Source organism: Paenibacillus sp. JJ-100 (genome assembly GCF_948329825.1).
Taxonomy (GTDB): Bacteria; Bacillota; Bacilli; order Paenibacillales; family Paenibacillaceae; genus Paenibacillus.
The window spans coordinates 125,814-151,248 of sequence record NZ_CAOJCM010000001.1 but is presented as its reverse complement, the minus strand read 5'-3'; the positions used below and the strand labels follow the sequence as shown (position 1 = coordinate 151,248).

Here is a 25,435-nt window from a genome sequence, read left to right as displayed (position 1 = left end):
CAAGCGTTCAGAATACAGGTATGAGATTAAACATAGCATGAACAAAGAAACCCTAATAAGGGTACTTACAAGCTGTAAAGCCTGCCAGTTCCATACTTTTCCCATAACTGAATTTGGACACACGAATCCCCTCATTGCTCAGCCGCTCGGCTGACTGCGTCAATATCAATCTGCAGTTCACTGGGGTTCACTTCATGTGTCTTACTCCATGGGACGTATGGTTACCTCTCATTCATGTGTAGTATCAATTCTCCGTTATTGTACCAGATCTTTCAAAAAAAGCAAAGTCAGTATGCAACAATCCTGGCATCTTTAATTCAGACAAAAAGAAAAACCCTTGAGACAAGGGTTTCGGGTACTACGGTTAAGCGGGTGATGGGAATCGAACCCACGCTATTAGCTTGGAAGGCTAAAGTTCTACCATTGAACTACACCCGCATGATTAACGATCGGGACGACACGATTTGAACATGCGACCCCCTGGTCCCAAACCAGGTGCTCTACCAAGCTGAGCTACGTCCCGTTAAATTCCAGTGGAAGTTAACAGTGATTTTACAAAAAATAATATACCATGATTTGCACTAGCGCGCAAGTTATAATTGCGTTTTTTTCCCATAAACGAAGATGTCAAAAAAAGCAGGAACGCTCTCGCGCCCCTGCTGCCGTTATCCCGTGGGTTTATCTACATCTGCCAGAAACTTTCTTTCAAAGTCTAACGCCTCAATCGGTTTGCTAAAAAAGAACCCTTGTGCCTCATGACAATGCTGCTTGCGCAGGAACGTCAATTGTTCTTCGTTTTCTACTCCCTCAGCGGTAACTTTTAATTGCAGATGGTGCGCCATCGACGTGATTGTTGATACAATGGCCGCGTTATTACTGTCTTCCATAATTTCATTGACGAATGAACGGTCAATCTTGAGCCTGTCAATCGGCAAATCTTTGAGGTAATGTAATGAACTGTACCCTGTGCCAAAGTCATCGATACTGATATGTACACCAATCTCCTTGATTTTATGAAGTTGCTCAAAAGCACGGTCCTTGTCGAACGTCATGCTTTCGGTAATCTCCAGTTCCAGCCAAGCCGGTTCGAGTCCCGTTTCTCTGAGGATCGTGTTAATACTATCGAGGAGATGAGAGTGTCTGAGCTGTCTCATTGAAAGGTTGACAGACACACACAACTTGCGATACCCGGCTTCCTGCCATAGCTTGTTCTGTGTACACGCCTGACGTAGCACCCATTCCCCAAGAGGGACAATCAGTCCACTCTCCTCAGCCAGTGGGATAAACTCTGCCGGAGACACCGATCCCCTTAGCGGATGCTGCCACCTCACCAGAGCTTCCATCCCCACAACTAGGCCACTTTGCAAATTCACCTGAGGTTGATATACCAGATAAAACTGGCCCCGAGTGAGTGCTTTACGGAGATCATTTTCAAGTTGCAAGCGTTCCTGGGCTTTCATCTGCATGGCATGCGCGTACCGATTCAGTTCGATTCCCTGTTCTTTCGCATTATGCAGAGCCGTGTCTGCATTCTGGATGATCTCTTGTGGAGTCTCCCCGTCATAAGGGAAGATCGCCATGCCGATGCCGAGAGTGAGGTGATACTCGCTTCCATCGACCAACACCGGTTTTTCAAAAAGTTGCAAAATTGTCCTCGTTCGGCGCAGCGCGATATCTGTGTTGTGAAAATCGGTCATGGTCAGCGCAAACTCGTCTCTCCCCAGCCCAAACACTTCTTCTCCCGGAAGAGAGGATTGATCCAGTCGTCGCCCAACCTGCCGCAGAACTCGGTTAGCTGCTTGTTGTCCAAGTGAATCATTAATGGTTTTGAAACGGTTGATATTCAGCACCAGTACGCCAACGAGCTTTTCGTCTACGGTAGCATCATCCATCATGAGTTGGAGCCGCTGGCTAAGGCGGCGGCGATTCGGAAGCCCCGTAACATCATCATGATGCGCAATATAATTCATTTTGGCTTCAGCCGCCTGTTGCTGTCGAAAAGGTGTATCAATTACAGAAGCGTAAAGCCCTTTTTGGACAAAAAAGTATCCCATACACTTGCTAAGCATTCCAAACAATAGATTAAGATCATCCACTGTAGTTGAGGCTACGAAATAACTTTGACTAAACAAAAAACAGAGTAAACCACATAATATGGGCGGTAGATCAGCGTTCTTTGTTTTTTTCCACTGCATATGTAGAATTAAAATCCCGAAAATATATAACACACCTGCTATCAAATGCATACGAGTGAATACCTTGCCGAGCAGATGACCATCTAACAGATCAGGCATGATCCCCCACTGTTGGATCGAACAGATGTACAAAATCAGAAAAATACCAATTGTAGTGCTGAAGAGAAAAAATTTACGCGGTAATGCAACTTGTTTCTCTTTCAAAGAATATATTATTAACAGACCCAGCGAACAAACCATTGACCCCATCGTTGACATCATTAAGGAAAAATTGGATTCCATCAACGCTTTATGGGGAACTTCCTCTGCGAATGCGATGATATGTACTAATTCAAATAAACCTATGATCAAGAAGAGTGTTGTTAATAACACTCTGCGCAATGTCAACTTTTGAGTTTGAAACAACCAGCTTTGATTATAGATCCCAATACAGGCAGCTGTTGCAGCGAATCCGCCGATAAGCGTTATAACCGGGTAGCTCGAAATGAACAGATCAGAGCCTGAATAAGAACGAAACCACTGACTTGTAAGAAATAATAGTACACCAACGATGGCGACCAAACCTATTTGACTCTGACCTTGCATTTTAACCTTCATACCACGTTTTCCTTCCTGGGATTGCTATCCAAATACGTGTAACTCCAGATTATGTTCAATATGTCACCAAAGTATATTACACATTTCGACAAATATATACATTGACCACTGGTTAATTCCGTTTCAACCATGTGCTTTCTGGTACATAATAACATTTAAACCCGTATTAGTGAACTGAAAATTAGTCCCCCCTAGGAATATATGATCACAGTATTGATTAAAAAGAAGGTACAAAGAACTAAAAACATGGCCTCTGAGTAAGAGACCATGTTTTCTAAAATATATATTCGTATATCAGACTATGTTTATTTATCGAAGTTTACTTCTGGGGTTGTCAGTTTATCATAGAAATCAACAACTTTGTCTTTGTCTTCTGACGAGCGAAGAGCCATCGCCGAACGTGGATGCTCGTCCAATGCACCTGTAATCATATAAGGCAGAATGTAACCCCACTCTTCTTTTTCTCTGAGAGGAACCATAAGTTGTTCCAATACGTCGAGAACCGGACGCAAGTTATATTTTGTCCCTTTCAAATGAGCTACCAGCAACTCCGTCGGACAGTTTCCTGCCGCGCGTCCCATGCCATATACAGACGCATCGAGTAATTCTACGCCTAGCTCAGCTGCCACCAGTGTATTGGAGAATGCAAGCTGCATGTTGTTATGCGTGTGCACCCCAAGACGTTTGTTCGGAAGATGTGTCTTGAACTTCTCCACTAGATATTTTACATCGTTATGATCCAAGCTACCATAGGAATCTACAATGTATACCACATCTACTGAACTTTCTTTAATTAATTCAAAAGCTTCTAACAATTCATTCTCCATAACATTAGAGAGAGCCATAATATTCAGTGTTGTTTCATAACCACGATCATGGAATGTTTGAACCAGGGCAAGCGCCTTGTCCACGTCTTTGCTATAACAAGCTACGCGAATCAGATCGAGCATACTCTCACTGCGTGGCAAAATATCATTCTCGTCTACACGTCCTACATCAACAAGTGCAGACAATTTCGTATTGCCTTTTTGCGGAATCACTTTACGAAGAAAATCATCATTCAGAAAGCGCCATGGTCCTGCATCTTCAGAGCCTTTCAGCAACTTCGGCGAGTTTTTGTAGCCAATTTCCATATAATCAACGCCAGCTTCGTTCAGTCCTGCATACAGCTTTTGAACAAATTCGACGCTAAAATCCCAATTATTCACCAGCCCACCATCACGGATAGTACAATCTACAATTTTGCAATGATTTGTCTTCATTAATGTCTGCTCCTTTTCTGACCAACTTGTGTATTCCTCTCATGATACTTGAACGTGACAAGAAAAGTAAAGGGATTCCGGGCTTATTTACGGTAAGATTTCCAGATTCGGTCCATCTCAACCACATCCGGATCATCAACTTTCTCACCATAGCGCGCAGCGTTATATGCTATAGGAAGAATTCTAGCCAGTTCTGCCTCAGCAAGCTCCTTCTGTTTTCCAAAAACTTCCTTAATTGTCTCTGCTACTTCTAATGGTGTATCCGATTTTTCAATCTGAGATCCACGCTTCATAGCAAAGCTCACCCAGGTTCGATAGTAATATCGAATACGGTCTGCAGCTTGAGCTGGCACCGGCTCCTTTTTTCGAAACCAACGCTTACGGACTTTGGTTGGCACTTCCAGTGTTTCACTAATATCCACATACTCTGATCTCGGTTCTTGCTTCTTCTGCACCGGCCGTAACATCTCCTTGAACCGCTCCGTTAGTTTGTCCATGATTGTTCTACCCAGCCTGATCAGAAGCCACAGGATTAAAGCCGCTGCTGCACCCAAAACAATCCAGCCGAGGATGTCCCATAATACAGAAGGCTCCGAGGGCTCTGCTCTTAACTCATCTGGCAAGCTCATTGGCTCATTGGGCATCTCAGGAGTAAGTGGCGACTCTACTGGAGAAACATCAAATAAGCCTCTGATCCACGCAAGCAGACGATCTCGCAACGGCGCAAGCCAGGCAGCAAGACTGGGAAAAGCACCGATACCCGCGATAATAATCAACATCCAAGTGATCCGCCGATGATTGGCCTGTGTAAATTGTTTTAGCACAAGCCTGCGTTTACCATCGTTAAGCACTGCCCGATCCAGTTGTGCCCTGTATTGACCGACAATCCAAAACCAAAAACTAATGGCACCAGCAGCATAAATATAGAATGAATACACTTCCATCGATTGCATAAATTCGATCTGAGTTGGCACAATCGTAAGCACAATAGCACTCATTGTTCCTGTAATCTGTAGACGCCATAGACTTATAGTACGCATAGCAGGATCAAAATTCAGGCTTATATGCGTCGCAATGCATCCTCCAGCTCCAATCGTAATAATCTCTGGAATTGAAAGAGTCATCCATAGACCGAGAACCATTGCGAACAAAATGCCAGCAACAATGGCTGTCAGACCTCTAGAAAATGTGCTTTTCTCTACGAAGCTTGTCAATCGAAGCCGAATCCATTGACCAAACCAACCTGCCAGTACAAATAACCCGAATAAAAGATATGGAAAATACATCTTGGAATATAGCGATGTCATCGTGAAGATCGGAAACAGATATATAGCAATGAACGGAACAGCTAGTATCGAAAAGACAGGAGTTCGCTTCATTTCATCGTTTTCATTTTCACTCATGCCCCCACCACCCCTACACTCCGTTTCAGCTGCTCTACAGGTAAAATAGTTACACGGTGTCCTTGATCATGTAATCGACCAATCTCATGTTCCATGGCTGTAGAGACATATGAGGTAATCAACAAATAACTGCGGATCTGTTGCTCTGCCTCATTCAATCGTACTTCATCTTGCAAAAACTGTTCCATAGGCACCAAACATTTCAACTCGGTCTCAGCCATAGCTTCCAGTATTCGTTCCAGATGAGGTTTACCGTAATCCGGTTCAATGCGAAGCACTTCACGACCTGCCCCTGCACGGTAGCCGTTATGTGCAAATCCAGCAGGTAGTCCTCTGCCAATCGTATCCACAGCTACAGTAGCAGCGTAGCGAAGCGCCTTTTCAATCAGCTCAGGCTTAGTCACTACACTCCACATCTCGGCTGAGTCCTGTACATTAACCACAATCCAGGACTGCGGATCTGCCGTCCAACCTTGCTTGTACACCTGAAGTTCTCCTGTTCGCGCGCTTGCTTTCCAATGAATTCGATTCATCGGATCACCTGCTCCATAAGGCCGCACGCCCAGAATGAGAAATGGGTCCTCTACAATCCAACGGGTAACCTCCACTTCTCCTTGCCAGATCTGATATATCGCAGGCATATCATCGATGTTCACCAATGAAGGATACACGATCATCGACATCTGCACGGGTACCAGCTTCGTTGAACGCCATACACCAAACAAGTCTCCCCCGGTCATGGTAGCTGTATCCATCGTATATACGCCACGCTTGGAGCACACGAACGGATGTGTACGCGTAATTCGATTATAGGGTTTTAAAGTAAACACACTTTTATGGTTCTGATAAATATTACCTTGACTGATATCCATGCCGGAGCCCGAGCGAAACACAAATGACGCAGGCATCATGGCCTCAAGTCTGAGCCAGGGAACGGATACTCGCTTCTCATTGGATATCGTCTCAATCATCTCTAATTCCTCACCAGCGTAACACCGTGTCTTACTGAACTGTCTACTGTACTTGAGCTTCCGTAACACCGGACGGCCAAACCATATACCATGTAGTACAATGACCAAGCTCCCAACAACGACAAGCCATAAAAGTGCCATAAGCCTAACGCCCGCCTGTCGTCAGTGTCTCGGTTGGTACCTCGATTTGGCTCAGAATCTGTTGAATGATCTGTTCCGCTAGTCCTTCCTGTTGTCTGATCCGATTACGGAATACTAGACGGTGAGCCAGCACAGGTTCTGCCAGTGTTTTAATATCATCCGGTACAACATAATCTCTCCCATGAAGTGCAGCCCAGGCCTGAGCAGCTTTTAAAAGAGCTTGTGCACCGCGTGGACTCACGCCAAGTGACACTTCAGCATGTTGTCTGGTCGCTTCAGTCAGCTGAACGATATAACGCATGAGATCTTCGTTTACAACGACATTTCTGTACGTTTCCTGTGCTTTCAAAAGCTGTTCACGAGAGATAATCATAGATAGATCCTCGATAGAGCGATTAGCAACCGTTCTTCTCAGGATCTCCACACTCTCTTCTCCGGTTGGGTACCCCATGCCAATCTTCATCATAAATCGGTCCATCTGTGCTTCCGGTAATGGGAATGTTCCCTGATTATCTATCGGGTTTTGGGTGGCGATAACAATAAATGGGCTTTCAAGCTGTCTCGTTGAACCATCAATGCTAATCTGACGTTCTTCCATACATTCGAGCAAGCTGGACTGCGTCCGCGGTGTTGCACGGTTAATCTCATCTGCTAGTACAAGATTTGCAAACAGAGGGCCAGGTCTGAATTCAAAATCTCCTGATTTTTGATTAAAAAAATGAATGCCCGTTAAATCGGAAGGCAACAAGTCAGGTGTGAACTGTATCCGTTGAAATGTGCAGTCTAGCGAAGAAGCCATGGATTTGGCAAGCATGGTCTTTCCTGTACCAGGAACATCTTCCAATAGGACATGACCTGACGCGATAATCGCAGTCAACATCAGTTCCATTGTACGAGCTTTACCCACAATCACATTGCCTACATGCTCTATCAATCGTTCGTTCATGCTTTCCATATCCTTAACATTCATCGTTATCCCATCCTCCCGCGATGCATATGTATTCGCTTTCACTTCTAACTATAACCCTAATCGTACCAACAAAAACAAAGGAATCGGCGAGATACCGATCCCTTCTAACATCATTTGTATCAGTACACCAACGGAAGCTTGATCATAAAGCTGGTGCCTTCACCCTTCTGGCTATTGACAGAGATCGTGCCTCCATGATTTTTTATAATACGGTAGCTTACAGAAAGCCCTAGGCCTGTTCCACTCTCTTTAGTGGTAAAAAAAGGATCAAATAGACGCACTAATGTATTGTGATCCATCCCACGACCATTATCAGCGATGGTAATCTGCACAAATTTATTCTCGGTAGTTGTCTTGATCCGAATCATACCTGTATATTCTTCACCAACTTCTTCGATCGCGTCCATTGCATTCTTGACCATATTCAGAATGACCTGTTTGATCTGTTTTACATCGATGGACACATTAAGTGGAGTATCTTCCACCTCCAGCAGGATTTCGCACCCTTTCATTAATCCTTCACTCTCTGTTAGCAGAACGACCTCTTTAAGCAGAGACTCTACCTTCATGACTGTTTTTTGCGGAGCCGAAGGTTTGGAGGAATTCAGAAATTCATAGATAATGTCATTGGCCCTATCAATCTCTGTTAAAATGATCCGTGCATACTCGTCTTTGCCGAGCTGCAGCAGATGAGGGCGAAGTAGCTGAATAAATCCACGAATGGCCGTTAACGGATTACGAATCTCATGGGCAATGGATGCGGAGATCCGCCCGAGCATAGCAAGTTTATCGTTTTGATAGGCAGTCTGTTCGATCTGCTTGTAATCCGAGACATCCTTGACACTAAACAGAAAATCACCATCCATCTGATCACCATAAGTAACCGTAACTAACCAATGCCTTCCGTTTTCGTCCATCAACTCATGGTAACGCTTACGATGGAAAATGGTTTCCCGATAAATGCGTAAAATTTTCTTTTTCTTGAATCGACTCATCTGTGGCAAACGCAGAAGCTTCATTAATGTGCAGCCACTCACCAAATTTCTGGGTAGTTCCAGCAGTTTAGCCATCTGAACGTTAATAAACGTCAAGATACCGTGATTGTCAAACAGCATGATCCCACTATCCATGTGTTCCAGCACGTTCTCATACTTATTGTTATCCAGATGCACATGTGAAAGCACATCCGTTCGTTGAGGCGCTGTATCCTGAAATTCACTAATCACTTCAGGTTCCTCCTTTTCACGTAAATGATAAACTTTGCCGTTCGGACATCATATCATCACAGAAACAGGAAGGGCCGATTATATTGTTGCTTACCGGTTCCCTTTCATTAGGGGGCTGAGCCGAAAATATGGATGGTGTATCCGGAACGCAAGCTGGCCTAATCCGGATAATTCAGAAACAGCGAGTCCGGAAAAATCATATACGTTTTGTTCCTTGCTAACCTTGTCCAATTCCCAAACGAAAACCCTTTACTTTGCTCCGCCTCTTTTGCAAGTCTGTTTTTATCATAGACAAGTTTAGGGAAGTGAGTCAATCAGAGAAAGTGTCGAATGGAAATTTTTTTGCAAAAAATACAAAAAAATGTTTAAAATATATAAAAAAACGAAGCCTCCTCATCCTAATGAAGAATCAGCTTCGTTTAGTAATTTTTAGTAATTTTCGTTTGTATCGAACATCTTAACTGCAATCTATAGCCCCGTCTTGTTATGCTGAATTTTCAATTTTCGTTGACTCATGACAGCAAGTCGGCGTTTCAATTCGCTCTCCCATTTCTCATCTTTCATTTCTTTGGCGAGTCTTAGCAAATCCAGTGACATGTCGATCTGACGTTGGACGATCACCATCGCATCTTCACTTTCGCGATTGATGCAGTTTTCGAAGATGGCATCCTCGTCTTCAGTCACATAATCTTGAAAATCAATTTCAGAAGCCCCATCACCATGTGCATACTCTGCAAGAATCTCGTATTCATTTTCGACCTTGTAATGCACCTCAACCCGGTGACATACCGGACAAAACAGCAGGGGAACATTATGAACCTGGGTGCGGTAATGCTTCAGCGTTCCCTTCGTTCCTACCATACTTGCCCCACAACAGTAACTCATTTTTGTTCACCCTCCTTATTAGGTGCCAGGATGTATCCATTCCATATCCCGTGCACTTCAAAACTTCCGAAAGGGAATCGTTCAGACATTGTATCATATTCATAACCAAAATATAAATGTGGATCACCGCGTAATATTTACCGGGTTCCCATACCCTATTCGCCTTACAAGCCTTCAATTCCTTTTTCCTCTTATAAAAAAAGAATGCATTCTTCTAATACATTATTAACACGCCTCAGAGCTTGTTCAAACACCTATACTAAGTAAACGTCTTTTTATGGTAAAAGGTTGCAAAAAGCCCTCATCCCGAATGGGATGAGGGCTTAAACATCAACCGTTCAAGTAAACCCGACCTTACAGGTTGCTGTCGCCTGGTTTCCAGTTCATTGCACACAATCCGCCGGATTGAAGTGCTTGCAGTACACGAAGTGTCTCTTCAACACTGCGACCTACATCGTTGTGGTTGACTACTTGGTATTTCAATTCGCCTTCTGGATCGATGATGAACAGACCGCGCAATGCTACGCCCTCTTCTTCGATCAGAACGCCATAATCTTTAGCCACTTGCTTCGTGATATCAGAAGCGAGTGGGAAGTTCAATTGTCCAAGACCGTTGCTGTCTTTTGGTGTGTTGATCCATGCTTTGTGGCTGTGCACGGAGTCTACGCTCACGCCAAGAATTTCTGTATCCAAAGCTTTGAATTGCTCAGCAGCATCGCTCAAAGCTGTGATTTCAGTTGGGCACACAAAAGTGAAGTCCAAAGGATAAAAGAAGAATACGAGCCATTTTCCACGGTAATCCGACAGCTTAACGGAACCAAAATCTTGTCCATCTCCTGATACTGTTTCCATTGCGAAATCTGGTGCTGGTCTACCAACCAAACGTTCTGCCATAACTAAAAATTCCTCCTTTGAGATTATGTAAGCAACCATATGGATTGCTCATCATCAGGATACACACTAGTGCTTGTCCTGTCATTAAACAATTTGATACTTGTTCTCAAGTACTAATAAAATGTTATCATCCACACTTCGCAAAGTCAAGATTATAAAGATTATTTTTTTATAATTATTATAAATAAGAAATTTTATTGTCAAAATAACATAAAACAGCCCTCTGTATCTTGCACTATAGAAACCACGAGACGGTCAACTATGGGCATCAAAGGGCTGTTTCTTATGCAATCACAGGGAGTTATAATCCGTGATCGTTAATATATGAAGATAGTAACTAGAATTTATGCCTTTTTCTGAATGGCAGCGACGATCAAATCGCCCATCTCAGTAGTGCTGATCGCTGTACTCTTGTCAACAGCGATATCACTTGTACGGTGTCCTGCATTCAGGACATTTGCTACCGCCTCTTCAATCGCATCAGCACCTTCCGCATATCCAAATGTTGTACGGAACATCAATGCCAACGAGAGAATAGTCGCAATCGGGTTGGCCAATCCTTGACCGGCAATATCCGGTGCAGACCCGTGTACAGGTTCGTACAAGCCGAAGCTGCCTTCACCCAGTGATGCAGAAGCCAGCATACCGATGGAACCTGTCAGCATTGCTGCTTCATCACTCAGAATGTCACCAAACATATTTTCCGTTACAATGACATCAAAGCTTGCCGGACGACGTAGCAATTGCATCGCGCAATTGTCTACAAGTACATGCTCCAGTTCGACATCCGGGTAATCCGGAGCTACGCGATTCACTACCTCACGCCAGAGGCGGGACGTTTCCAGCACGTTAGCTTTGTCAACGGAAGCCAATTTCTTGCGGCGTCCCTGAGCAATCTCGAACGCTTGGCGCACGATGCGCTCTACTTCTGCTACATTGTAAGCACAAGTATCAACAGCCTCTTCACCCTGAGCACTTTCACGTCTGAACTTCTCTCCAAAATAAATGCCGCCTGTCAGTTCACGAACAACCATAAGGTCTGTACCTTCAAGCACTTCCGGTTTAAGTGTAGATGCGTCTTTCAGACAATCAAACACAACAGCTGGGCGCAGGTTAGAGAATAACCCAAGCGCTTTGCGAATACCGAGCAACCCTGTTTCAGGACGCAGCTCTTTGCTATTGTTGTCCCATTTTGGTCCACCTACTGCGCCAAGCAATACTGCATCTGCATTCTTACATACAGTCAATGTTTCGTCTGGAAGCGGTGTTCCCTTCTCGTCAATCGCAATACCCCCAAAGAGTGCATGCTCGGTTTCGAATCGATAACCGAATACTTCTTCCGTACGTTTCAATACTTTCTCTGCCTCAGCCACAACTTCAGGACCGATTCCATCACCTGCGATAACTGCAATTTTTTTCACGTCTGCCATTGGTTGTCCACTCCTCATCTTCACTCTATACTTCACTGCTAATTTGGATGTTTGTGCGAAAAGCATCGTCTCATCAATAACTCTCTTCTTTGTATCATATTCCAAGGTCATTTGACCAAGATATACAATCTATGACTTTGATAGTTTTTACCTATAAGCGGAAAAGCCCAAGCCTTTCGAGTTGTTCGTTAAAGCTTGTTAAGGTAAAATATACCTGAAATTAAATCAGATATGCTGGAGGGATGTTGACCATGCAATATTCGTATTTGGGTAAATCTGGACTTAAAGTCAGTCGCATTTGTCTTGGAACGATGAATTTTGGACCGGCTACGGATGAGAAAGAGGCGTTTCGCATTATGGATGCAGCTCTGGATGCTGGCGTAAACTTTTTTGATACCGCTAACATTTACGGCTGGGGTGAAAATTCCGGTTTAACAGAGGAGATCATAGGTCGCTGGTTCAAACAAGGCGGCGGCCGGCGCGAAAAAGTTGTACTCGCCACGAAAGTCTATGGTTCCATGCATGATGAAAAAGATGGCCCGAATAACGAAGCAGGTCTCTCCGCATATAAAATCAGACGTCACCTGGATGGTTCTCTACAGCGTCTTCAAACGGATCATATCGAGTTGTACCAGATGCACCATGTCGATCCAGCCGTAACGTGGGACGAGCTGTGGGGGGCCTTCGAACATGCAGTACATCAAGGAAAAATCGGATATGTCGGCTCCAGCAATTTTGCAGCTTGGCAGATCGCCATAGCCCAGAGTGAAGCAAAAAATCGTCATTTCCTTGGCCTAGTATCCGAGCAGCACAAATATAGCCTTAACTGCCGTCTCCCTGAACTGGAAGTATTGCCAGCTGCTCAAGCGCTGGGACTCGGTATCATTCCATGGAGCCCGCTGGATGGTGGATTGTTGGGACGTAATGCATTGCAGAAAATGGAAGGAACGCGCAGTGGAGGAATCGCAGAGCGAATTGAGCGCCATCAGGCTCAGCTTGAAGATTTTGCTTCGCTTTGCCGTGATCTTGGTGAGCCGCAGGATACGGTTGCCCTTGCCTGGGTAGCTGCCAACCCAGCTGTAACTGCACCCATCATTGGTCCACGTACATTGGAGCAATTCGAGACTGCATTGAAATGCCTCGACCTTACGCTGGATGAATCCACACTCCGACGTTTGGATGAGATATTCCCGGGTCCTGGTGGACACGCTCCTAACGCATACGCGTGGTAGAGAAAAATACCATTACTTAAAAATGAAAAAGTCTGACTCCTTCTGAACGATCCGTGTAGTATAGAGCTGTTACATTATCCACACTACATCGGCAGTTCATTTTAAGGGGTCAGACTTTTTAAGTGGTGCAAATTTAGGATCTCGGACTAGTTAGTATGTTCGCATGTTTAAGAATTAGTTCTACTAACACGCCGTGTTTATCTACAAATTAACATTTACACGGTTTGTGTAGGTTTTGCGTTTCTCAATCAATTGGTTGAGACCGTCTACATACGCACGAGCACTCGCACCAAGAATATCTGTGCTTACACCACGTCCTTGAACCGAAACTTGATTCTGTGTAAGTACGACATGTACTTCACCAAGCGCATCTTTTCCGTGTGTTACCGATTTAATGGAATAGTCTGACAGCGTGACCTCTTCCCCGCTAACCTGATCAATAGCATTATAGATCGCATCTACTGAACCGTTACCTTCAGCCTGTTTTTCCACCGTTTCCCCATCCAGTTTGGCAATGCGGACCTTAGCTGTAGGCACCGATTCATCACCATACGTTACAAAGATGGATTCCAGTTTATACACTTCAGGTGCGTCCTGCAATTTTTCTTCAATTACGGCAAGCAGATCATCATCGGTAACTTCTTTTTTCTTGTCTGCTAAATCTTTAAATTGAGCAAAAGCCCGGTTCAATGCCTCTTCTTCCAGTTCATAGCCGAGGTCAATTAAGCGCTCCCGGAATGCATGGCGTCCAGAATGTTTACCAAGCACCAGCTTGCTCTCTTTCAGACCGATCGTTTCTGGAGTCATAATCTCGTAGGTTGTTTTTTCCTTCAACATACCATCTTGGTGAATACCCGATTCATGAGCGAAGGCATTTGCACCAACAATCGCTTTGTTCCCAGGGACAACCATCCCCGTCAAACGGCTAACCAAACGGCTGGTACGAGCGATCTCTGACAATTGCAATGTGGTTTTCGCCTGGAAAAACTCCTGACGTGTCTCCAGTGCCATCGCAATTTCTTCAATAGCTGTATTGCCTGCGCGTTCTCCAATACCATTGATCGTTCCTTCAATCTGATCGGCACCGTTCAGTATAGCCGCCAGTGTATTGGCTGTCGCCATGCCAAGATCATTATGACAGTGTGCACTCAGCTGAACTTTATCAATGTTGTGAACATTTTCTTTCAAGTGTTTGAAAATATTACCGTATTCATACGGGCTCAGATAGCCAACTGTATCCGGAATATTAACAACTGAAGCACCTTCTTCAACCGCCATATTCACCATTTCCACAAGGAAATCATATTCGGTACGTCCCGCATCCTCCAAAGAAAACTCGATCTTCGAAAACGTCTTTTTGGCATAACGGATTGCAGAGCGTGCCGTATCCAGCACCTGTCCTTTGTCCATACGCAGCTTGTGCTGACGATGAATTGGTGAAGTGGCCAAAAATACATGAATACACGGATCCTGTGCACCCTTCAGAGCTTCCTTCACCGCATCAATATCCTGCTCTCTGGAGCGGGACAAGCCAATTACCGTTATATTTTTTACCGCTTTCGCTACAGCGTTGACTGCTGCCAAGTCCCCTGGAGATGCCGCTGGAAAACCTGCTTCCATCCGGTCAATGCCAAGTCGCTCTAATTGATGGGCAATCTCCACCTTTTCTCGAGTGTTCAGATTGACTCCTGGAGATTGCTCTCCATCACGCAGTGTTGTGTCAAACACATAGATTTTACGCATTCCTCGCACCTCCTGCTCATTATTGGTCCCTGAATATCAGAATAGCGGCTCACGCATAAGCACGGCCGCTATTTCCAATTCACGCTGTAAGTTGTTACTTACTTCTTGATCCAGTGCATCATTTCACGCAATTGTCCGCCAACCACTTCGATTGGGTGTTCAGCTTCGTTGCGGCGTGTTGCAGTCAGGAATGCACGACCAGATTGGTTTTCCAGGATAAAGTCACGTGCGAATTTACCTTGCTGGATATCCGTCAACACTTCTTTCATTGCTTTCTTCGTATCTTCAGTTACTACGCGTGGTCCAGTTACATAGTCACCGTACTCCGCTGTGTTACTGATCGAATCACGCATACTTGCAAGACCGCCTTCATACATCATGTCAACGATCAGTTTCAATTCGTGCAGACACTCAAAATATGCCATTTCTGGAGCATAACCAGCTTCAGTCAACGTTTCGAAGCCAGCTTTAACGAGGGCACTTACACCGCCACACAGAACCGCTTGCTCACCGAACAAGTCTGTTTCTGTTTCTTCACGGAAGGAAGTTTCGATAACGCCCGCGCGAGTACAACCGATACCTTTTGCATAAGCCAAACCAATTTCTTTCGCTTTGCCTGTTGCATCCTGCTCGATTGCGATCAGACCAGGAACACCGAATCCTTCCACGTAGGTACGACGTACCATGTGACCAGGAGACTTAGGAGCTACCAGCAATACATCGCTGTTTTTTGGAGGAACGATTTGTCCGAAATGAACGTTGAAACCGTGTGAGAAGAGCAATGCTGCGCCTTCTTTCAGATTTGGTTCGATTTCGTTCTTGTATACAGAAGCTTGTGTTTCGTCAGGCAGCAAGATTTGAACAACATCTGCACGGCTAGTTGCTTCAGCCGGTGACAATACTTCAAACCCATCATTTTTAGCTGCGTCAAACGATTTACCTTCGCGAAGTCCGATGACTACGTTTAATCCACTGTCACGCAAGTTTTGTGCTTGAGCATGACCTTGGCTACCATATCCGATCACCGCGATCGTTTTTCCTTTCAATACGCTAAGCTCTGCATCCTGTTCATAATAAGTAGTTACTGGCATGTTATAAGTCCTCCTTTGTATTGTAAAGAACCCTTCATTAATGAGCGGGTGTCTCAATGGACTGAGATATTTACCGCATATTGGTAAGAAAACAGCTGATCGATGCTGATACCGCTGCACATGTTCCAATCCGTTCAGACACCCGCTCGTTAATGCGGGGATGTGGCTTTCTTTTCAAGCGTTACATCACTAAAATGTTACTTTATAGCAGTTATAGGACTGACACTTTCCATTCACTTAACAATTAACTTACGATAACTGTACATTATCACAAGTCTATCATTGCGTTCATGTTTATGGCCCATCATGGTTTCATTATAACTCTATGCGTTTCCCCGTACTAATGCAGTTACACCTGTACGAGACAATTCACGAATGCCATATGGCTTGAGCAATTCGATCATTGCATCGATTTTATCCGTATCACCAACCGCCTGTACCATCAAACTTGCCGGGCCTACATCGACAACCGATGCACGGAATGTTTCCACCACACCCAAAATTTCCGGGCGTTCGGAGGGTTCAGCTTTCACCTTGATCAGTGCAAGTTCTCGTGCAACCATCGGTTTCAGACTAAAGTCAACTACCTTGATGACATCGATAATTTTGTACAGTTGTTTCTCAATCTGTTCCACCGTTTTGTCGTCACCAATCGTAACAATAACCATACGGGAAAGTCCAGGCTCTTCAGATTGACCCACCGTAATACTCTCGATGTTATATCCACGTCGACCAAACAATCCGGATACTCGCTGGAGGACGCCTGGCTGGTCATTAACTAATATTGAAATGGTATGTCTTATCATTCTTCAGCATCCCCCATCAGCATTTGATCGATAGTTGCACCTTGTGGAACCATTGGATATACATTTTCATCCTTGCGTACAACAAATTCTACAACGACAGGTCCCGGAGTATCCAAAGCCTCCTGCCATACACGCTCTGCTTCTTCTTTGTTAGTCGCCCGAAGTCCCTTAACGCCATAAGCTTCAGCCAATTTCACAAAGTCAGGACTTCCAGCCAAATCGATGTGACTATAGCGATTTTCGTAAATAAGTTCCTGCCACTGGCGAACCATGCCTAGCACTTCATTGTTAATAATTACGATTTTGACCGGAATGTTATTAATCGCACAGATCGCTAGTTCCTGTGAACACATCTGCATTCCACCGTCACCGTTGATAGAGATAACCAGTCGATCCGGATTAGCCATTTGTGCACCGATTGCTGAAGGGAATCCGAATCCCATTGTGCCAAGTCCACCTGAAGTGACCCAGGAGCGTGGTTGATTGAACTTGTAGTATTGAGCCGCCCACATCTGATGTTGACCAACATCAGTTGTTACAATGGCTTCCCCCTTGGTTGTATCGTTCAATAGTTCAACGACCCACTGTGGTTTCAACACATCGTCTGAATCGGTGTAGCTGTATGGTTTCTCTTGTTTCCATTGTTTGATCTGATCGCGCCATGCATCAGCACGTTCAGCACGCTGAACTTCCTGGTTGGCAATCTCTAGCACTGTTTTCACATCACCAACAATTGGAATATCTGTTGCAATATTTTTGCCAATCTCTGCAGGATCGATATCGATATGAACGATTTTTGCATTCGGTGCAAAACCGTCAAGCTTGCCTGTAACCCGGTCATCGAATCGTGCTCCAATGTTAATCAACAGATCCGATTTTTGAATTGCCATATTGGAAGTGTATGTTCCATGCATTCCCGGCATCCCTGTCCAAAGTTCATGACCACTCGGAAAAGCGCCAAGTCCAAGAAGAGTCGTCGTAATCGGAATGCCTGTTTTCTCAACAAACTCGAAGAGTGCTTCGTGTCCGCCCGAGTATACGACACCGCCACCTGCGATGATCATTGGACGTTCCGCTTCCTGAATCGCCTGTGCCAGACGATCTATCTGTAATTTGTTAGGAACTGTTGTTGGATTGTACCCTCTCAATATAACAGGTTCAGTGCTCGGTTCAAACAACGTTTTATTTGCCGATACATCTTTTGGAATATCGATCAGTACAGGTCCTTTACGTCCGGTATTTGCAATGTGAAATGCTTCATGGATGATTCCCGGCAGATCTTTTACATCTTTTACGAGATAACTATGTTTAGTGATCGGCATGGTGATCCCCGTAATATCTGCTTCCTGAAAAGCATCCGAACCAATAAGGCTTGATACGACATTACCTGTAATAACAACCAATGGTACGGAATCCATATACGCAGTTGCGATCCCTGTAACAAGGTTTGTTGCACCCGGACCAGAAGTTGCGATACAAACTCCTACTTTACCACTCGCACGTGCATAACCATCAGCTGCGTGAATGGCACCTTGCTCGTGACGAGTCAATACGTGTTTGAAATCATCAAAACCATACATCGCATCGTAAATGTAGAGCACCGCACCGCCTGGATAACCGAAGACACAGTCCACACCTTCAAGCAACAAACTTCTCAGCAGAATCTCGGAACCGCTAATGACCTCCGGCTTCATCCATTTTTCACGTAATTCATCTGTCGATCGTACCTCTGGAATTTGAGTTCCCATCAGTCATCCTCCCCTCGGAATTTACACCATTCTGACATTCAAAGTTACAAAAAAAACCTTCCATCCCTGCAAACAAGTTCATGCTTGCGAGGGACGAAAGGTTATCGCTTCCGTGGTACCACCCAACTTTGTCCGAAATTTCGCAATCACGGACCTTACCAGGTATAACAAAACGATGTCCAAACGAACATAGTCGTCTCCCATACCTGTTGTCTATAACGCAGACTTGCGATTTTCCCTAATACGCATGAATTTGACGATTCGTGCTTTTCAGGAAAACAGCTCCGAGGTGAGCTCGTATATAAGGGGTAATGGTGGTGGTCTCAGCAAATCCATCCACTCTCTGAGCAAAAGAGCCCTTAAAACTTCGTCCTCTTCATAGCCGATATAATATTCTCGTTAAATGTTAGGAACATTATATGATTCCTCTAACCGATAAGTCAATACCTGTTTTTTATAAAAATGTGCAGAGCAACTTCTAACTGAACGTTGCAATCTATAATTGCTCAAGTCCCAGACCTTCATCTAGTCACCTTTTATCTCGCTTCAGGCATAGGATATACAGGCCGCACGACCGGTCCTGAAAGGAGGCTCCGCATGATTATTCGGCAGCGTTCATCCAAACTTGATGACAGTGCAATTATGAGACTGATTGACACGCAGCTTGTTCCTTTATCCCATATGAGTGAGAAAGAAATCCATAAAATACGCAAAGAAATACCCCTGCGGATGAACAGGGGCATGACTTTTGTAATCTCACCGGAGCCTGATCAAGCTGCTATCGCATTCATTCATTTTCTCATGCATGGTGAGCTGCTCTATGTGGATATGATGGCCGTGAGTACGAGAGAGCAGCGCAAACGTCACGGACAGACATTATTGCAGAGAGCAGAGAGTTTCGCAGTATCCCGGGGCTGCAAAAAGTCCAAAGTCATGGTAGATGAAGGAAACATCAAAGGAACGGAATTTTATCAAAAAAATGGATATCAAGTACTCAGATATATTATGGTCAGCCGTTGCTATGAAATGGAAAAAAGACTCTAGCTACTTCTAGAAAAATCCTGGAGGTCGCGGTCCAGGACCATAAGGACCGTATCCTGGCCCTGGGCCGTATCCTGGTCCAGGACCATAACCCGGGCTATATCCTGGGCCATATCCATGTTTCGGACCTGGGCCATAACCTGGGCCAAATCCCGGGCCTGGCCCGTAGGCGTAAGGCAATGTGGCAATCGCTAGCAGGTCAAACAATACTAGAGGTAAAATTGCTTTGGTACGTACTTTTTTCCCGCCAATTCGTTTGAGAACCAGTTTGTCACCTGATACTTTCAATAACTTCCCCGTAACCCGAGTACCATCTTTTTTAAACGCCACAATATTTTTCCCTATAAGTTTCATCGCTTCTGTACGCGTAACATGCTTTCTCATTGTATCCCTCCTCCTCGGATCATTCAAAACAGTGTATTCGTCCACCACTCGATTGGCCTGTTTCTTTGTCCCTACCGAAAAAGTTGGGTACTTTGAGCGGAGAAAAACAAAAAAGGCCCGCATAGATGCGGACCTTTTAAGTAACATTTGTTCATACGAAATTGTAGTATTCTTTTATTATCTTTTACCAGGATCATACGGTTCACCGAGTGCAGAAGGAGCAGAAGAGCGTCCCACAGCGGCTACAAGTACAATAAGGGTCAGTAAATAAGGCAGCATGTAGATAATTTCCTGGGGAATACTTTGTGTCCATTCGAACAGCTGCACATAGTTCCGAATTGCTTGAGAGAAACCGAAGAATACAGCTGCACCAAAAGCACCGATCGGATTCCATTTACCAAAGATCATTGCTGCAATGGCGATATAACCTTGACCGGAAACCGTATTGTGTGAGAATGTGCCAGTCGTTGTTAGTGTAATTGCTGCACCACCAATAGCTGCAAGCGCACCACTGATCATAACCGCAACATAACGATAACGACGCACTTTAACACCCACTGAATCTGCCGCACTTGGATGTTCACCAACAGAGCGTAGACGCAAGCCAAACGGTGTTTTAAACAAAATGTAATAGGTCAGGAAAACAAACAAAATAGCCAGATAGGTTGTTGGATACATATTTTTGAAAAATGCTTCTCCAAGCAACGGAATATCTTCCAGAAACGGCACATTAAATTTGTTGAATCCCTGTACCAAAGGTGAATCACCCGAACCTTCGAACAGCAGTTTTACAAGATACAATGTACTTCCTGCTGCCAAAAAGTTAATTACGATACCACTGATAATCTGATCCGCTTTAAACGTAATGGATGCCACAGCATGGATAAGTGAAACAAGCACACCAAGAACAATCGCAAGCAATACCCCCATCCAGGCTGATGTTGTACCATCCATACCCGCTTCTTGCGCATAGTGAGCACCGATACCTGCTGCAAAAGCACCAAACACCATGAAACCTTCAAGTCCGAGGTTCGTCACCCCTGATTTTTCCGAGAAAATCCCGCCGAGGGAAGCAAAAATCAATGCCGTAGCAAAGACAAGCGTCGTATTGATAATTTGCCCGATTGTCAACAAGTCCATCTACAACACCTTCTCTTTCTTGCGCTTGGAATAGAACGGTTTAAGTACCCAGCGCACGATGCCTTGTGCAGCAATGAAGAAGATAATCGAACCGATGACAATCCGAATAATCTCAGGTGGTACATCCGCAGCAAAGCTCATACCTGCTGAACCGTATGTGAGCGTACCAAAGAGCAGCGCACCGAGCAGCACTCCAAACGGATGATTCAGACCGATCAAGGCAACCGCAATACCGTCAAAACCAGTACCTGGCGAGCCTGACATTACCGTTTGGTATTGAAACACTCCAAGTACCTGGAACGCCCCGCCGAGACCTGCAAGCATACCACTTATAAACATCGCTTTGACAATATTCCGGTTAACATGCATACCCGCATATTCTGCTGCATTCGGGTTATAACCTACAGCACGAATCTCGAAGCCCTGTTTGGTTTTCCACATGTAAATATAAAACAGTACAGCTATAACAATTGCAATCAAAGTTCCCAAGTGAACTCGGGAATTACCCATCAATTCAGAAAGCCAAGTCAGACTGATCGAAGCAGAGTCGCTAATATTTACAGAGCGATTTTCACCCTGCAGCAGAAGAAACTGCCTAACAATCAGATTAGCTAAATATAACCCGATCCAGTTCAGCATAATACTGCTGATGACTTCGTTTACTCCACGAGTTGCCTTCAAATAACCTGCAATCGCAGCCCAAAGCCCGCCAAATACCGCTCCCGCAATTAAAGCTAGCGGTGCGTGAATATAGATTGGCAAACCTGCAAATTTAACACCAACAAAGGTAGCCGCTGTCATCCCTACGAGAAACTGTCCTTCTCCCCCGATATTAAACAGTCCGGCGCGAGCAGCAAAGGCAAATGCAAGCCCCGTCATAATGAGCGGAGTCATTTCCCTTACAGCTTCACCGAAGTTGTACATATCACCAAATACCTTTTTAAATAATGCGCTATATGCCTCGAGCGGGTTATAACCGCCGACCAGCATAACAATTCCGCCGAGAACGAGACCCATCAAAATCGCCACAATCGGCAAGATAAATGAATCGCGTGTAAACCATTTTAAAACTTTATTCATGCGCAGTACCTCTCTTTTGGGTGCTGCCCGCCATCATCAAGCCGAGCTCCCTGTCATTGGTTTCTTCCGGCAGCACCTCACCTACGATCTGCCCTTCGTAGATAACCGCTATACGGTCCGAAACATTCATGATCTCATCCAGTTCAAATGAAATGAGCAGAACAGCTTTACCCTGATCACGCTGCGCTATCAATTGCTTTTGCACGAACTCGATCGCTCCAACGTCCAAACCACGAGTCGGTTGGGCTGCAATCAGCAATTCAGGGTTTTTATCCACCTCACGGGCGATAATTGCTTTCTGCTGATTCCCTCCTGAAAGAGAACGCGCTTTAGTTTCAATGCTAGGCGTACGTACGTCGAATGCTTCAACAAGCCGCTTGGCCTGTTTTTTTATTGCATCAAAGTTCAGGAAACCCTTCCGAGTGTAAGGTTCTTTATAATAAGATTCCAAAACAATATTTTCGCTCACTGAAAAATCCAGTACAAGTCCATGTTTATGTCTATCTTCTGGAATGTGAGCAATTCCCGCCTCTGAAATATGTCGAGGGGAATGGTTGGAGAGCTCATTGCCTTGCAAGCGAATCGATCCGCTGTCCACTTTGCGTAGACCTGTAAGAGCTTCAATCAATTCACTTTGTCCATTTCCGTCAACGCCCGCAATGCCAACAATCTCACCAGCACGCACATTCAAGTTCAAATTGTTCAGAACTGCGATGCCTTCTTTGTTTTTGACCGTCAACTTACTCACCTCAAGCACGTTCGCTTCAGGCGTTGCAGGCTTCTTATCCACTTTAAACGTAACAGTACGTCCAACCATCTTTTCTGCCAGTTCATTCGGGTTTGTTTCTGATGTTTTGACGGAATCAATGACTTTACCACGACGAATAATCGTTACTGTATCCGAAATCTCCATAATTTCTTTCAACTTATGCGTAATCAGAATAATCGACTTGCCCTCTGCTACAAGTTTTTTCATGATCACCATCAGTTCTTTGATCTCTTGTGGTGTAAGCACCGCTGTTGGCTCATCAAAGATCAGAATGTCTGCACCGCGATACAATGTTTTGACAATCTCAACACGCTGCTGCATACCCACGGAAATATCATGAATTTTAGCATGCGGATTGACTTTGAGTCCATACTGCTCGGACAAACGTTGTACTTCAGCAGCGGCCTTTTTATAGTTAATATTAAGACCCTTCTTAGGCTCGGATCCCAAAATAATGTTCTCTGTTACCGTAAACGGCTGTACAAGCTTAAAGTGCTGATGCACCATACCGATGCCAAGATCGATTGCCCGGTTTGGGCTGTCGATGATGACAGGTTTACCATTCACTTCAATGGAACCTTCATCCGGCTGGTAGAGACCAAAAACTATGTTCATCAATGTTGACTTACCAGCACCGTTTTCACCCAGTAAGGCATGAATCTCACCTTTACGAAGCTGAAGGCTGATAGCGTCGTTGGCAACAATGCCTGGGAAACGCTTCGTTATTTGTTTCAACTCAACGACGGGGGTTGCTGCACCCATGTAATCACCCTTATAACTGATATAATGTGGTTCCGCAAACGAAAGAAAAGCTCCTACCGGAGCGTTACTGCACAATTTACCTACCTGTACAAATGTTATGATAGCTTGATCAAATGTTCCTTTGTTTACAATCACAAGGCCGGTCAAGACCGGCCCAATGATGATTTACAGCAGATTCAATTTTTCTACGTTATTACTCTGTAGGCACTTTGATCTCGCCGTTAATAATTTTTTCTTTATATTCTTCAACTTTAGTCAAAACGTCAGGTTTCACATTTTTAGTAGAAGTTTCTGCAATACCTACGCCGTTTTCTTTCAGCGTCAGATTCTCGGAACCGCCTTTGAAGGAACCGTCAACGACTTCTTTGTTCACGCGTTTAACTGCTTCATCTACTTTCTTGATCATGGAAGTCAATGTTACATCATCACCAAACTCCAGAGATTGGTCTTTGTCTACACCGATTACCCATATATCTTGACCTTGCTTCTTACGAGCAATTGCTTCGTTGAACACACCATTACCCGTTGCACCGGAAGCGTGGAATATGATGTCTACACCTTTGTTGTACATTGTCGCTGCTGCTGCTTTACCCAGGTCAGGCTTATCGAAAGCACCTGTGTAGTTTGAGATGAATTCAGCATTAGGATTTACTGCCTTAACGCCCTCTCTGAAGCCTACTTCAAACTTTTTGATCAGCGGACCTTCCATACCACCAACGAAACCAACTTTGTTTGTTTTTGTTGTCAGGCCAGCAACAACGCCAACCAAGAAAGAGCCTTCTTCTTCAGCGAATGTTACGGATTTTACGTTAGGTAAATCCACTACACTGTCAATAATCGCCAGTTTGGAATCAGGATTTTGCTCAGCTACTTTTTTGATGGCATCTGCCAATTGGAAACCGATACCCCAAGTCAGATCATATCCATTTTTAACAAATTCGTTTAGGTTTGGAATGTACTCTTCGTCGGATTTACTTTGCAAGTATTTAACTTCTACACCTGCTTCAGCTTCCGTTGCTTGATGAGCTTCCCAAGCGGATTGGTTAAAGGACTTGTCGTTAACGCCGCCTACGTCAGTAACCATACCGATTTTGAGGTCGGATTTCGCTTCAGTGGATGTTCCACCGTTGTCTCCTCCGGCATTCGTTTCTTCTTTCGGTTTGCTTCCGCATCCTGCGAGCATAACCGATACTGCCAGCAACATCACGAGAGACATGCTAAGCATTTTCTTCATTTCTCTTTTTCCCCCTTAATAATATGTCCCTTTCAAATCTTGTCTGCATGGTAAGGATCAACAGATAGCAAGTAAGGTGAGAAGCAGAATGTATGGGTTATTGAAATGAAAAGCTCATTCTTATCTACACAACTTCCGTTTATCTGTCGAAAAACCGAACATTATGACCCGAAAAGAAAAATTTAGGACTGACCTACTAGAGGTGATTATACAATCAACCAGTGTTAAAATCCAGATATATAATCGCCAAAGCCCATTTATTTTTTCGGTTTTTTTGTCGAAAGCGCTTAACAATTCAACGTTTTAACAGGGTAACGTCACAGTTGTGTGAAGTTGTGTAACAAAAACATTACTCAAAATCCCATTTTCTGATCCGGAGTCTCATTTTGTTTGCACTATTTCACCGTTCGTATTTTATGTATTAGCATTGA

21 protein-coding genes and 2 tRNA genes are annotated in these 25,435 nt (G+C 44.4%); 2 read left to right on the top strand and 21 right to left on the bottom strand.

The window, feature by feature from the left end:
* Positions 1-52 precede the first annotated feature (52 nt).
* From PQG66_RS00810 to leuB, 12 genes are all read right to left on the bottom strand, one after another.
* Complete coding sequence (locus tag PQG66_RS00810) at positions 53-181, bottom strand: hypothetical protein (protein ID WP_272034066.1); 129 nt, start codon at positions 179-181, stop codon at positions 53-55.
* 186 nt (positions 182-367) lie between these two features.
* Positions 368-438 (bottom strand) — tRNA-Gly (locus PQG66_RS00805).
* A gap of 11 nt (positions 439-449) precedes the next feature.
* Positions 450-523 (bottom strand) — tRNA-Pro (locus tag PQG66_RS00800).
* Positions 524-665: 142 nt separating this feature from the next.
* Positions 666-2,792, bottom strand: a complete 2,127-nt coding sequence (locus tag PQG66_RS00795; RefSeq protein WP_272034064.1) for a bifunctional diguanylate cyclase/phosphodiesterase — start codon at positions 2,790-2,792, stop codon at positions 666-668.
* 305 nt (positions 2,793-3,097) lie between these two features.
* On the bottom strand, positions 3,098-4,054 hold the full coding sequence (locus tag PQG66_RS00790) for an aldolase catalytic domain-containing protein (protein ID WP_272034062.1): 957 nt from the start codon (positions 4,052-4,054) through the stop codon (positions 3,098-3,100).
* 83 nt (positions 4,055-4,137) lie between these two features.
* The gene (locus tag PQG66_RS00785) at positions 4,138-5,457 is read right to left on the bottom strand and encodes a hypothetical protein (RefSeq protein WP_272034060.1); all 1,320 of its coding nucleotides are present in this window, start codon (positions 5,455-5,457) and stop codon (positions 4,138-4,140) included.
* On the bottom strand, positions 5,454-6,569 hold the full coding sequence (locus PQG66_RS00780) for a DUF58 domain-containing protein (protein ID WP_272034058.1): 1,116 nt from the start codon (positions 6,567-6,569) through the stop codon (positions 5,454-5,456). The genes PQG66_RS00785 and PQG66_RS00780 overlap by 4 nt, the downstream gene beginning before the upstream one ends.
* 4 nt (positions 6,570-6,573) lie before the next feature.
* Positions 6,574-7,539, bottom strand: a complete 966-nt coding sequence (locus tag PQG66_RS00775) for an AAA family ATPase (protein WP_272034054.1) — start codon at positions 7,537-7,539, stop codon at positions 6,574-6,576.
* 119 nt (positions 7,540-7,658) lie between these two features.
* Positions 7,659-8,765, bottom strand: coding sequence for an ATP-binding protein (locus tag PQG66_RS00770; protein ID WP_442954986.1), 1,107 nt, complete (start codon positions 8,763-8,765; stop codon positions 7,659-7,661).
* Positions 8,766-9,233: 468 nt separating this feature from the next.
* Complete coding sequence (locus PQG66_RS00765; RefSeq protein ID WP_272034049.1) at positions 9,234-9,650, bottom strand: hypothetical protein; 417 nt, start codon at positions 9,648-9,650, stop codon at positions 9,234-9,236.
* Positions 9,651-10,004: 354 nt separating this feature from the next.
* Positions 10,005-10,544 carry a peroxiredoxin gene (locus tag PQG66_RS00760; RefSeq protein WP_272034047.1) on the bottom strand — a complete coding sequence of 180 codons (540 nt, stop codon included), beginning with the start codon at positions 10,542-10,544 and terminating at the stop codon, positions 10,005-10,007.
* Positions 10,545-10,888: 344 nt separating this feature from the next.
* The gene (gene leuB, locus PQG66_RS00755) at positions 10,889-11,974 is read right to left on the bottom strand and encodes a 3-isopropylmalate dehydrogenase (RefSeq protein ID WP_272034045.1); all 1,086 of its coding nucleotides are present in this window, start codon (positions 11,972-11,974) and stop codon (positions 10,889-10,891) included.
* 251 nt (positions 11,975-12,225) lie between these two features.
* Between leuB and PQG66_RS00750 the strand changes: the two genes are divergently transcribed.
* Positions 12,226-13,206 (top strand): aldo/keto reductase, encoded by a 981-nt coding sequence (locus PQG66_RS00750; protein WP_272034043.1) that lies wholly within the window; start codon positions 12,226-12,228, stop codon positions 13,204-13,206.
* A 201-nt stretch (positions 13,207-13,407) separates the two neighbouring features.
* Here PQG66_RS00750 and PQG66_RS00745 read toward each other — a convergent pair whose 3' ends face one another.
* The 4 genes from PQG66_RS00745 to ilvB all read right to left on the bottom strand — a co-directional run bounded on the left by PQG66_RS00745 (position 13,408) and on the right by ilvB (position 18,594).
* Entirely contained in the window at positions 13,408-14,949 is a 1,542-nt protein-coding gene (locus PQG66_RS00745; protein WP_272034040.1) for a 2-isopropylmalate synthase, read from the bottom strand.
* Between the two features lie 98 nt (positions 14,950-15,047).
* Positions 15,048-16,040 (bottom strand): ketol-acid reductoisomerase, encoded by a 993-nt coding sequence (gene ilvC / locus PQG66_RS00740; protein ID WP_272034038.1) that lies wholly within the window; start codon positions 16,038-16,040, stop codon positions 15,048-15,050.
* A 323-nt stretch (positions 16,041-16,363) separates the two neighbouring features.
* Positions 16,364-16,846 (bottom strand): acetolactate synthase small subunit, encoded by a 483-nt coding sequence (ilvN, locus tag PQG66_RS00735; RefSeq protein WP_272034035.1) that lies wholly within the window; start codon positions 16,844-16,846, stop codon positions 16,364-16,366.
* Complete coding sequence (ilvB, locus tag PQG66_RS00730) at positions 16,843-18,594, bottom strand: biosynthetic-type acetolactate synthase large subunit (protein ID WP_272034033.1); 1,752 nt, start codon at positions 18,592-18,594, stop codon at positions 16,843-16,845. The genes ilvN and ilvB overlap by 4 nt, the downstream gene beginning before the upstream one ends.
* 600 nt (positions 18,595-19,194) lie before the next feature.
* Here ilvB and PQG66_RS00725 point away from each other — a divergent pair.
* Positions 19,195-19,638, top strand: coding sequence for a GNAT family N-acetyltransferase (locus PQG66_RS00725; protein WP_442955023.1), 444 nt, complete (start codon positions 19,195-19,197; stop codon positions 19,636-19,638).
* A gap of 6 nt (positions 19,639-19,644) precedes the next feature.
* Here PQG66_RS00725 and PQG66_RS00720 read toward each other — a convergent pair whose 3' ends face one another.
* From PQG66_RS00720 to PQG66_RS00700, 5 genes are all read right to left on the bottom strand, one after another.
* Entirely contained in the window at positions 19,645-20,019 is a 375-nt protein-coding gene (locus PQG66_RS00720) for a hypothetical protein (protein WP_272034029.1), read from the bottom strand.
* Between the two features lie 177 nt (positions 20,020-20,196).
* Complete coding sequence (locus tag PQG66_RS00715; protein ID WP_272034027.1) at positions 20,197-21,159, bottom strand: ABC transporter permease; 963 nt, start codon at positions 21,157-21,159, stop codon at positions 20,197-20,199.
* Positions 21,160-22,239: an ABC transporter permease gene (locus tag PQG66_RS00710; RefSeq protein ID WP_272034025.1), complete on the bottom strand. Its 1,080-nt coding sequence runs from the start codon at positions 22,237-22,239 to the stop codon at positions 21,160-21,162.
* Entirely contained in the window at positions 22,232-23,770 is a 1,539-nt protein-coding gene (locus PQG66_RS00705) for an ABC transporter ATP-binding protein (RefSeq protein ID WP_272036387.1), read from the bottom strand. The genes PQG66_RS00710 and PQG66_RS00705 overlap by 8 nt, the downstream gene beginning before the upstream one ends.
* Positions 23,771-23,963: 193 nt before the next feature.
* A complete protein-coding gene (locus PQG66_RS00700) occupies positions 23,964-25,004 on the bottom strand; it encodes a BMP family ABC transporter substrate-binding protein (protein WP_272034023.1) in 1,041 nt (346 codons plus the stop codon).
* Positions 25,005-25,435 lie beyond the last annotated feature (431 nt).

Coding starts and splice junctions, on each gene's coding strand:
- PQG66_RS00795 (WP_272034064.1), bottom strand. CDS start 2,792: ATGAAGGTTAAAATGCAAGGTCAGAGTCAAATAGGTTTGGTCGCCATC.
- PQG66_RS00790 (WP_272034062.1), bottom strand. CDS start 4,054: ATGAAGACAAATCATTGCAAAATTGTAGATTGTACTATCCGTGATGGT.
- PQG66_RS00785 (WP_272034060.1), bottom strand. CDS start 5,457: ATGAGTGAAAATGAAAACGATGAAATGAAGCGAACTCCTGTCTTTTCG.
- PQG66_RS00780 (WP_272034058.1), bottom strand. CDS start 6,569: ATGGCACTTTTATGGCTTGTCGTTGTTGGGAGCTTGGTCATTGTACTA.
- PQG66_RS00775 (WP_272034054.1), bottom strand. CDS start 7,539: ATGAATGTTAAGGATATGGAAAGCATGAACGAACGATTGATAGAGCAT.
- PQG66_RS00765 (WP_272034049.1), bottom strand. CDS start 9,650: ATGAGTTACTGTTGTGGGGCAAGTATGGTAGGAACGAAGGGAACGCTG.
- PQG66_RS00760 (WP_272034047.1), bottom strand. CDS start 10,544: ATGGCAGAACGTTTGGTTGGTAGACCAGCACCAGATTTCGCAATGGAA.
- leuB (WP_272034045.1), bottom strand. CDS start 11,974: ATGGCAGACGTGAAAAAAATTGCAGTTATCGCAGGTGATGGAATCGGT.
- PQG66_RS00750 (WP_272034043.1), top strand. CDS start 12,226: ATGCAATATTCGTATTTGGGTAAATCTGGACTTAAAGTCAGTCGCATT.
- PQG66_RS00745 (WP_272034040.1), bottom strand. CDS start 14,949: ATGCGTAAAATCTATGTGTTTGACACAACACTGCGTGATGGAGAGCAA.
- ilvC (WP_272034038.1), bottom strand. CDS start 16,040: ATGCCAGTAACTACTTATTATGAACAGGATGCAGAGCTTAGCGTATTG.
- ilvN (WP_272034035.1), bottom strand. CDS start 16,846: ATGATAAGACATACCATTTCAATATTAGTTAATGACCAGCCAGGCGTC.
- ilvB (WP_272034033.1), bottom strand. CDS start 18,594: ATGGGAACTCAAATTCCAGAGGTACGATCGACAGATGAATTACGTGAA.
- PQG66_RS00720 (WP_272034029.1), bottom strand. CDS start 20,019: ATGAGAAAGCATGTTACGCGTACAGAAGCGATGAAACTTATAGGGAAA.
- PQG66_RS00715 (WP_272034027.1), bottom strand. CDS start 21,159: ATGGACTTGTTGACAATCGGGCAAATTATCAATACGACGCTTGTCTTT.
- PQG66_RS00710 (WP_272034025.1), bottom strand. CDS start 22,239: ATGAATAAAGTTTTAAAATGGTTTACACGCGATTCATTTATCTTGCCG.
- PQG66_RS00705 (WP_272036387.1), bottom strand. CDS start 23,770: ATGGGTGCAGCAACCCCCGTCGTTGAGTTGAAACAAATAACGAAGCGT.
- PQG66_RS00700 (WP_272034023.1), bottom strand. CDS start 25,004: ATGAAGAAAATGCTTAGCATGTCTCTCGTGATGTTGCTGGCAGTATCG.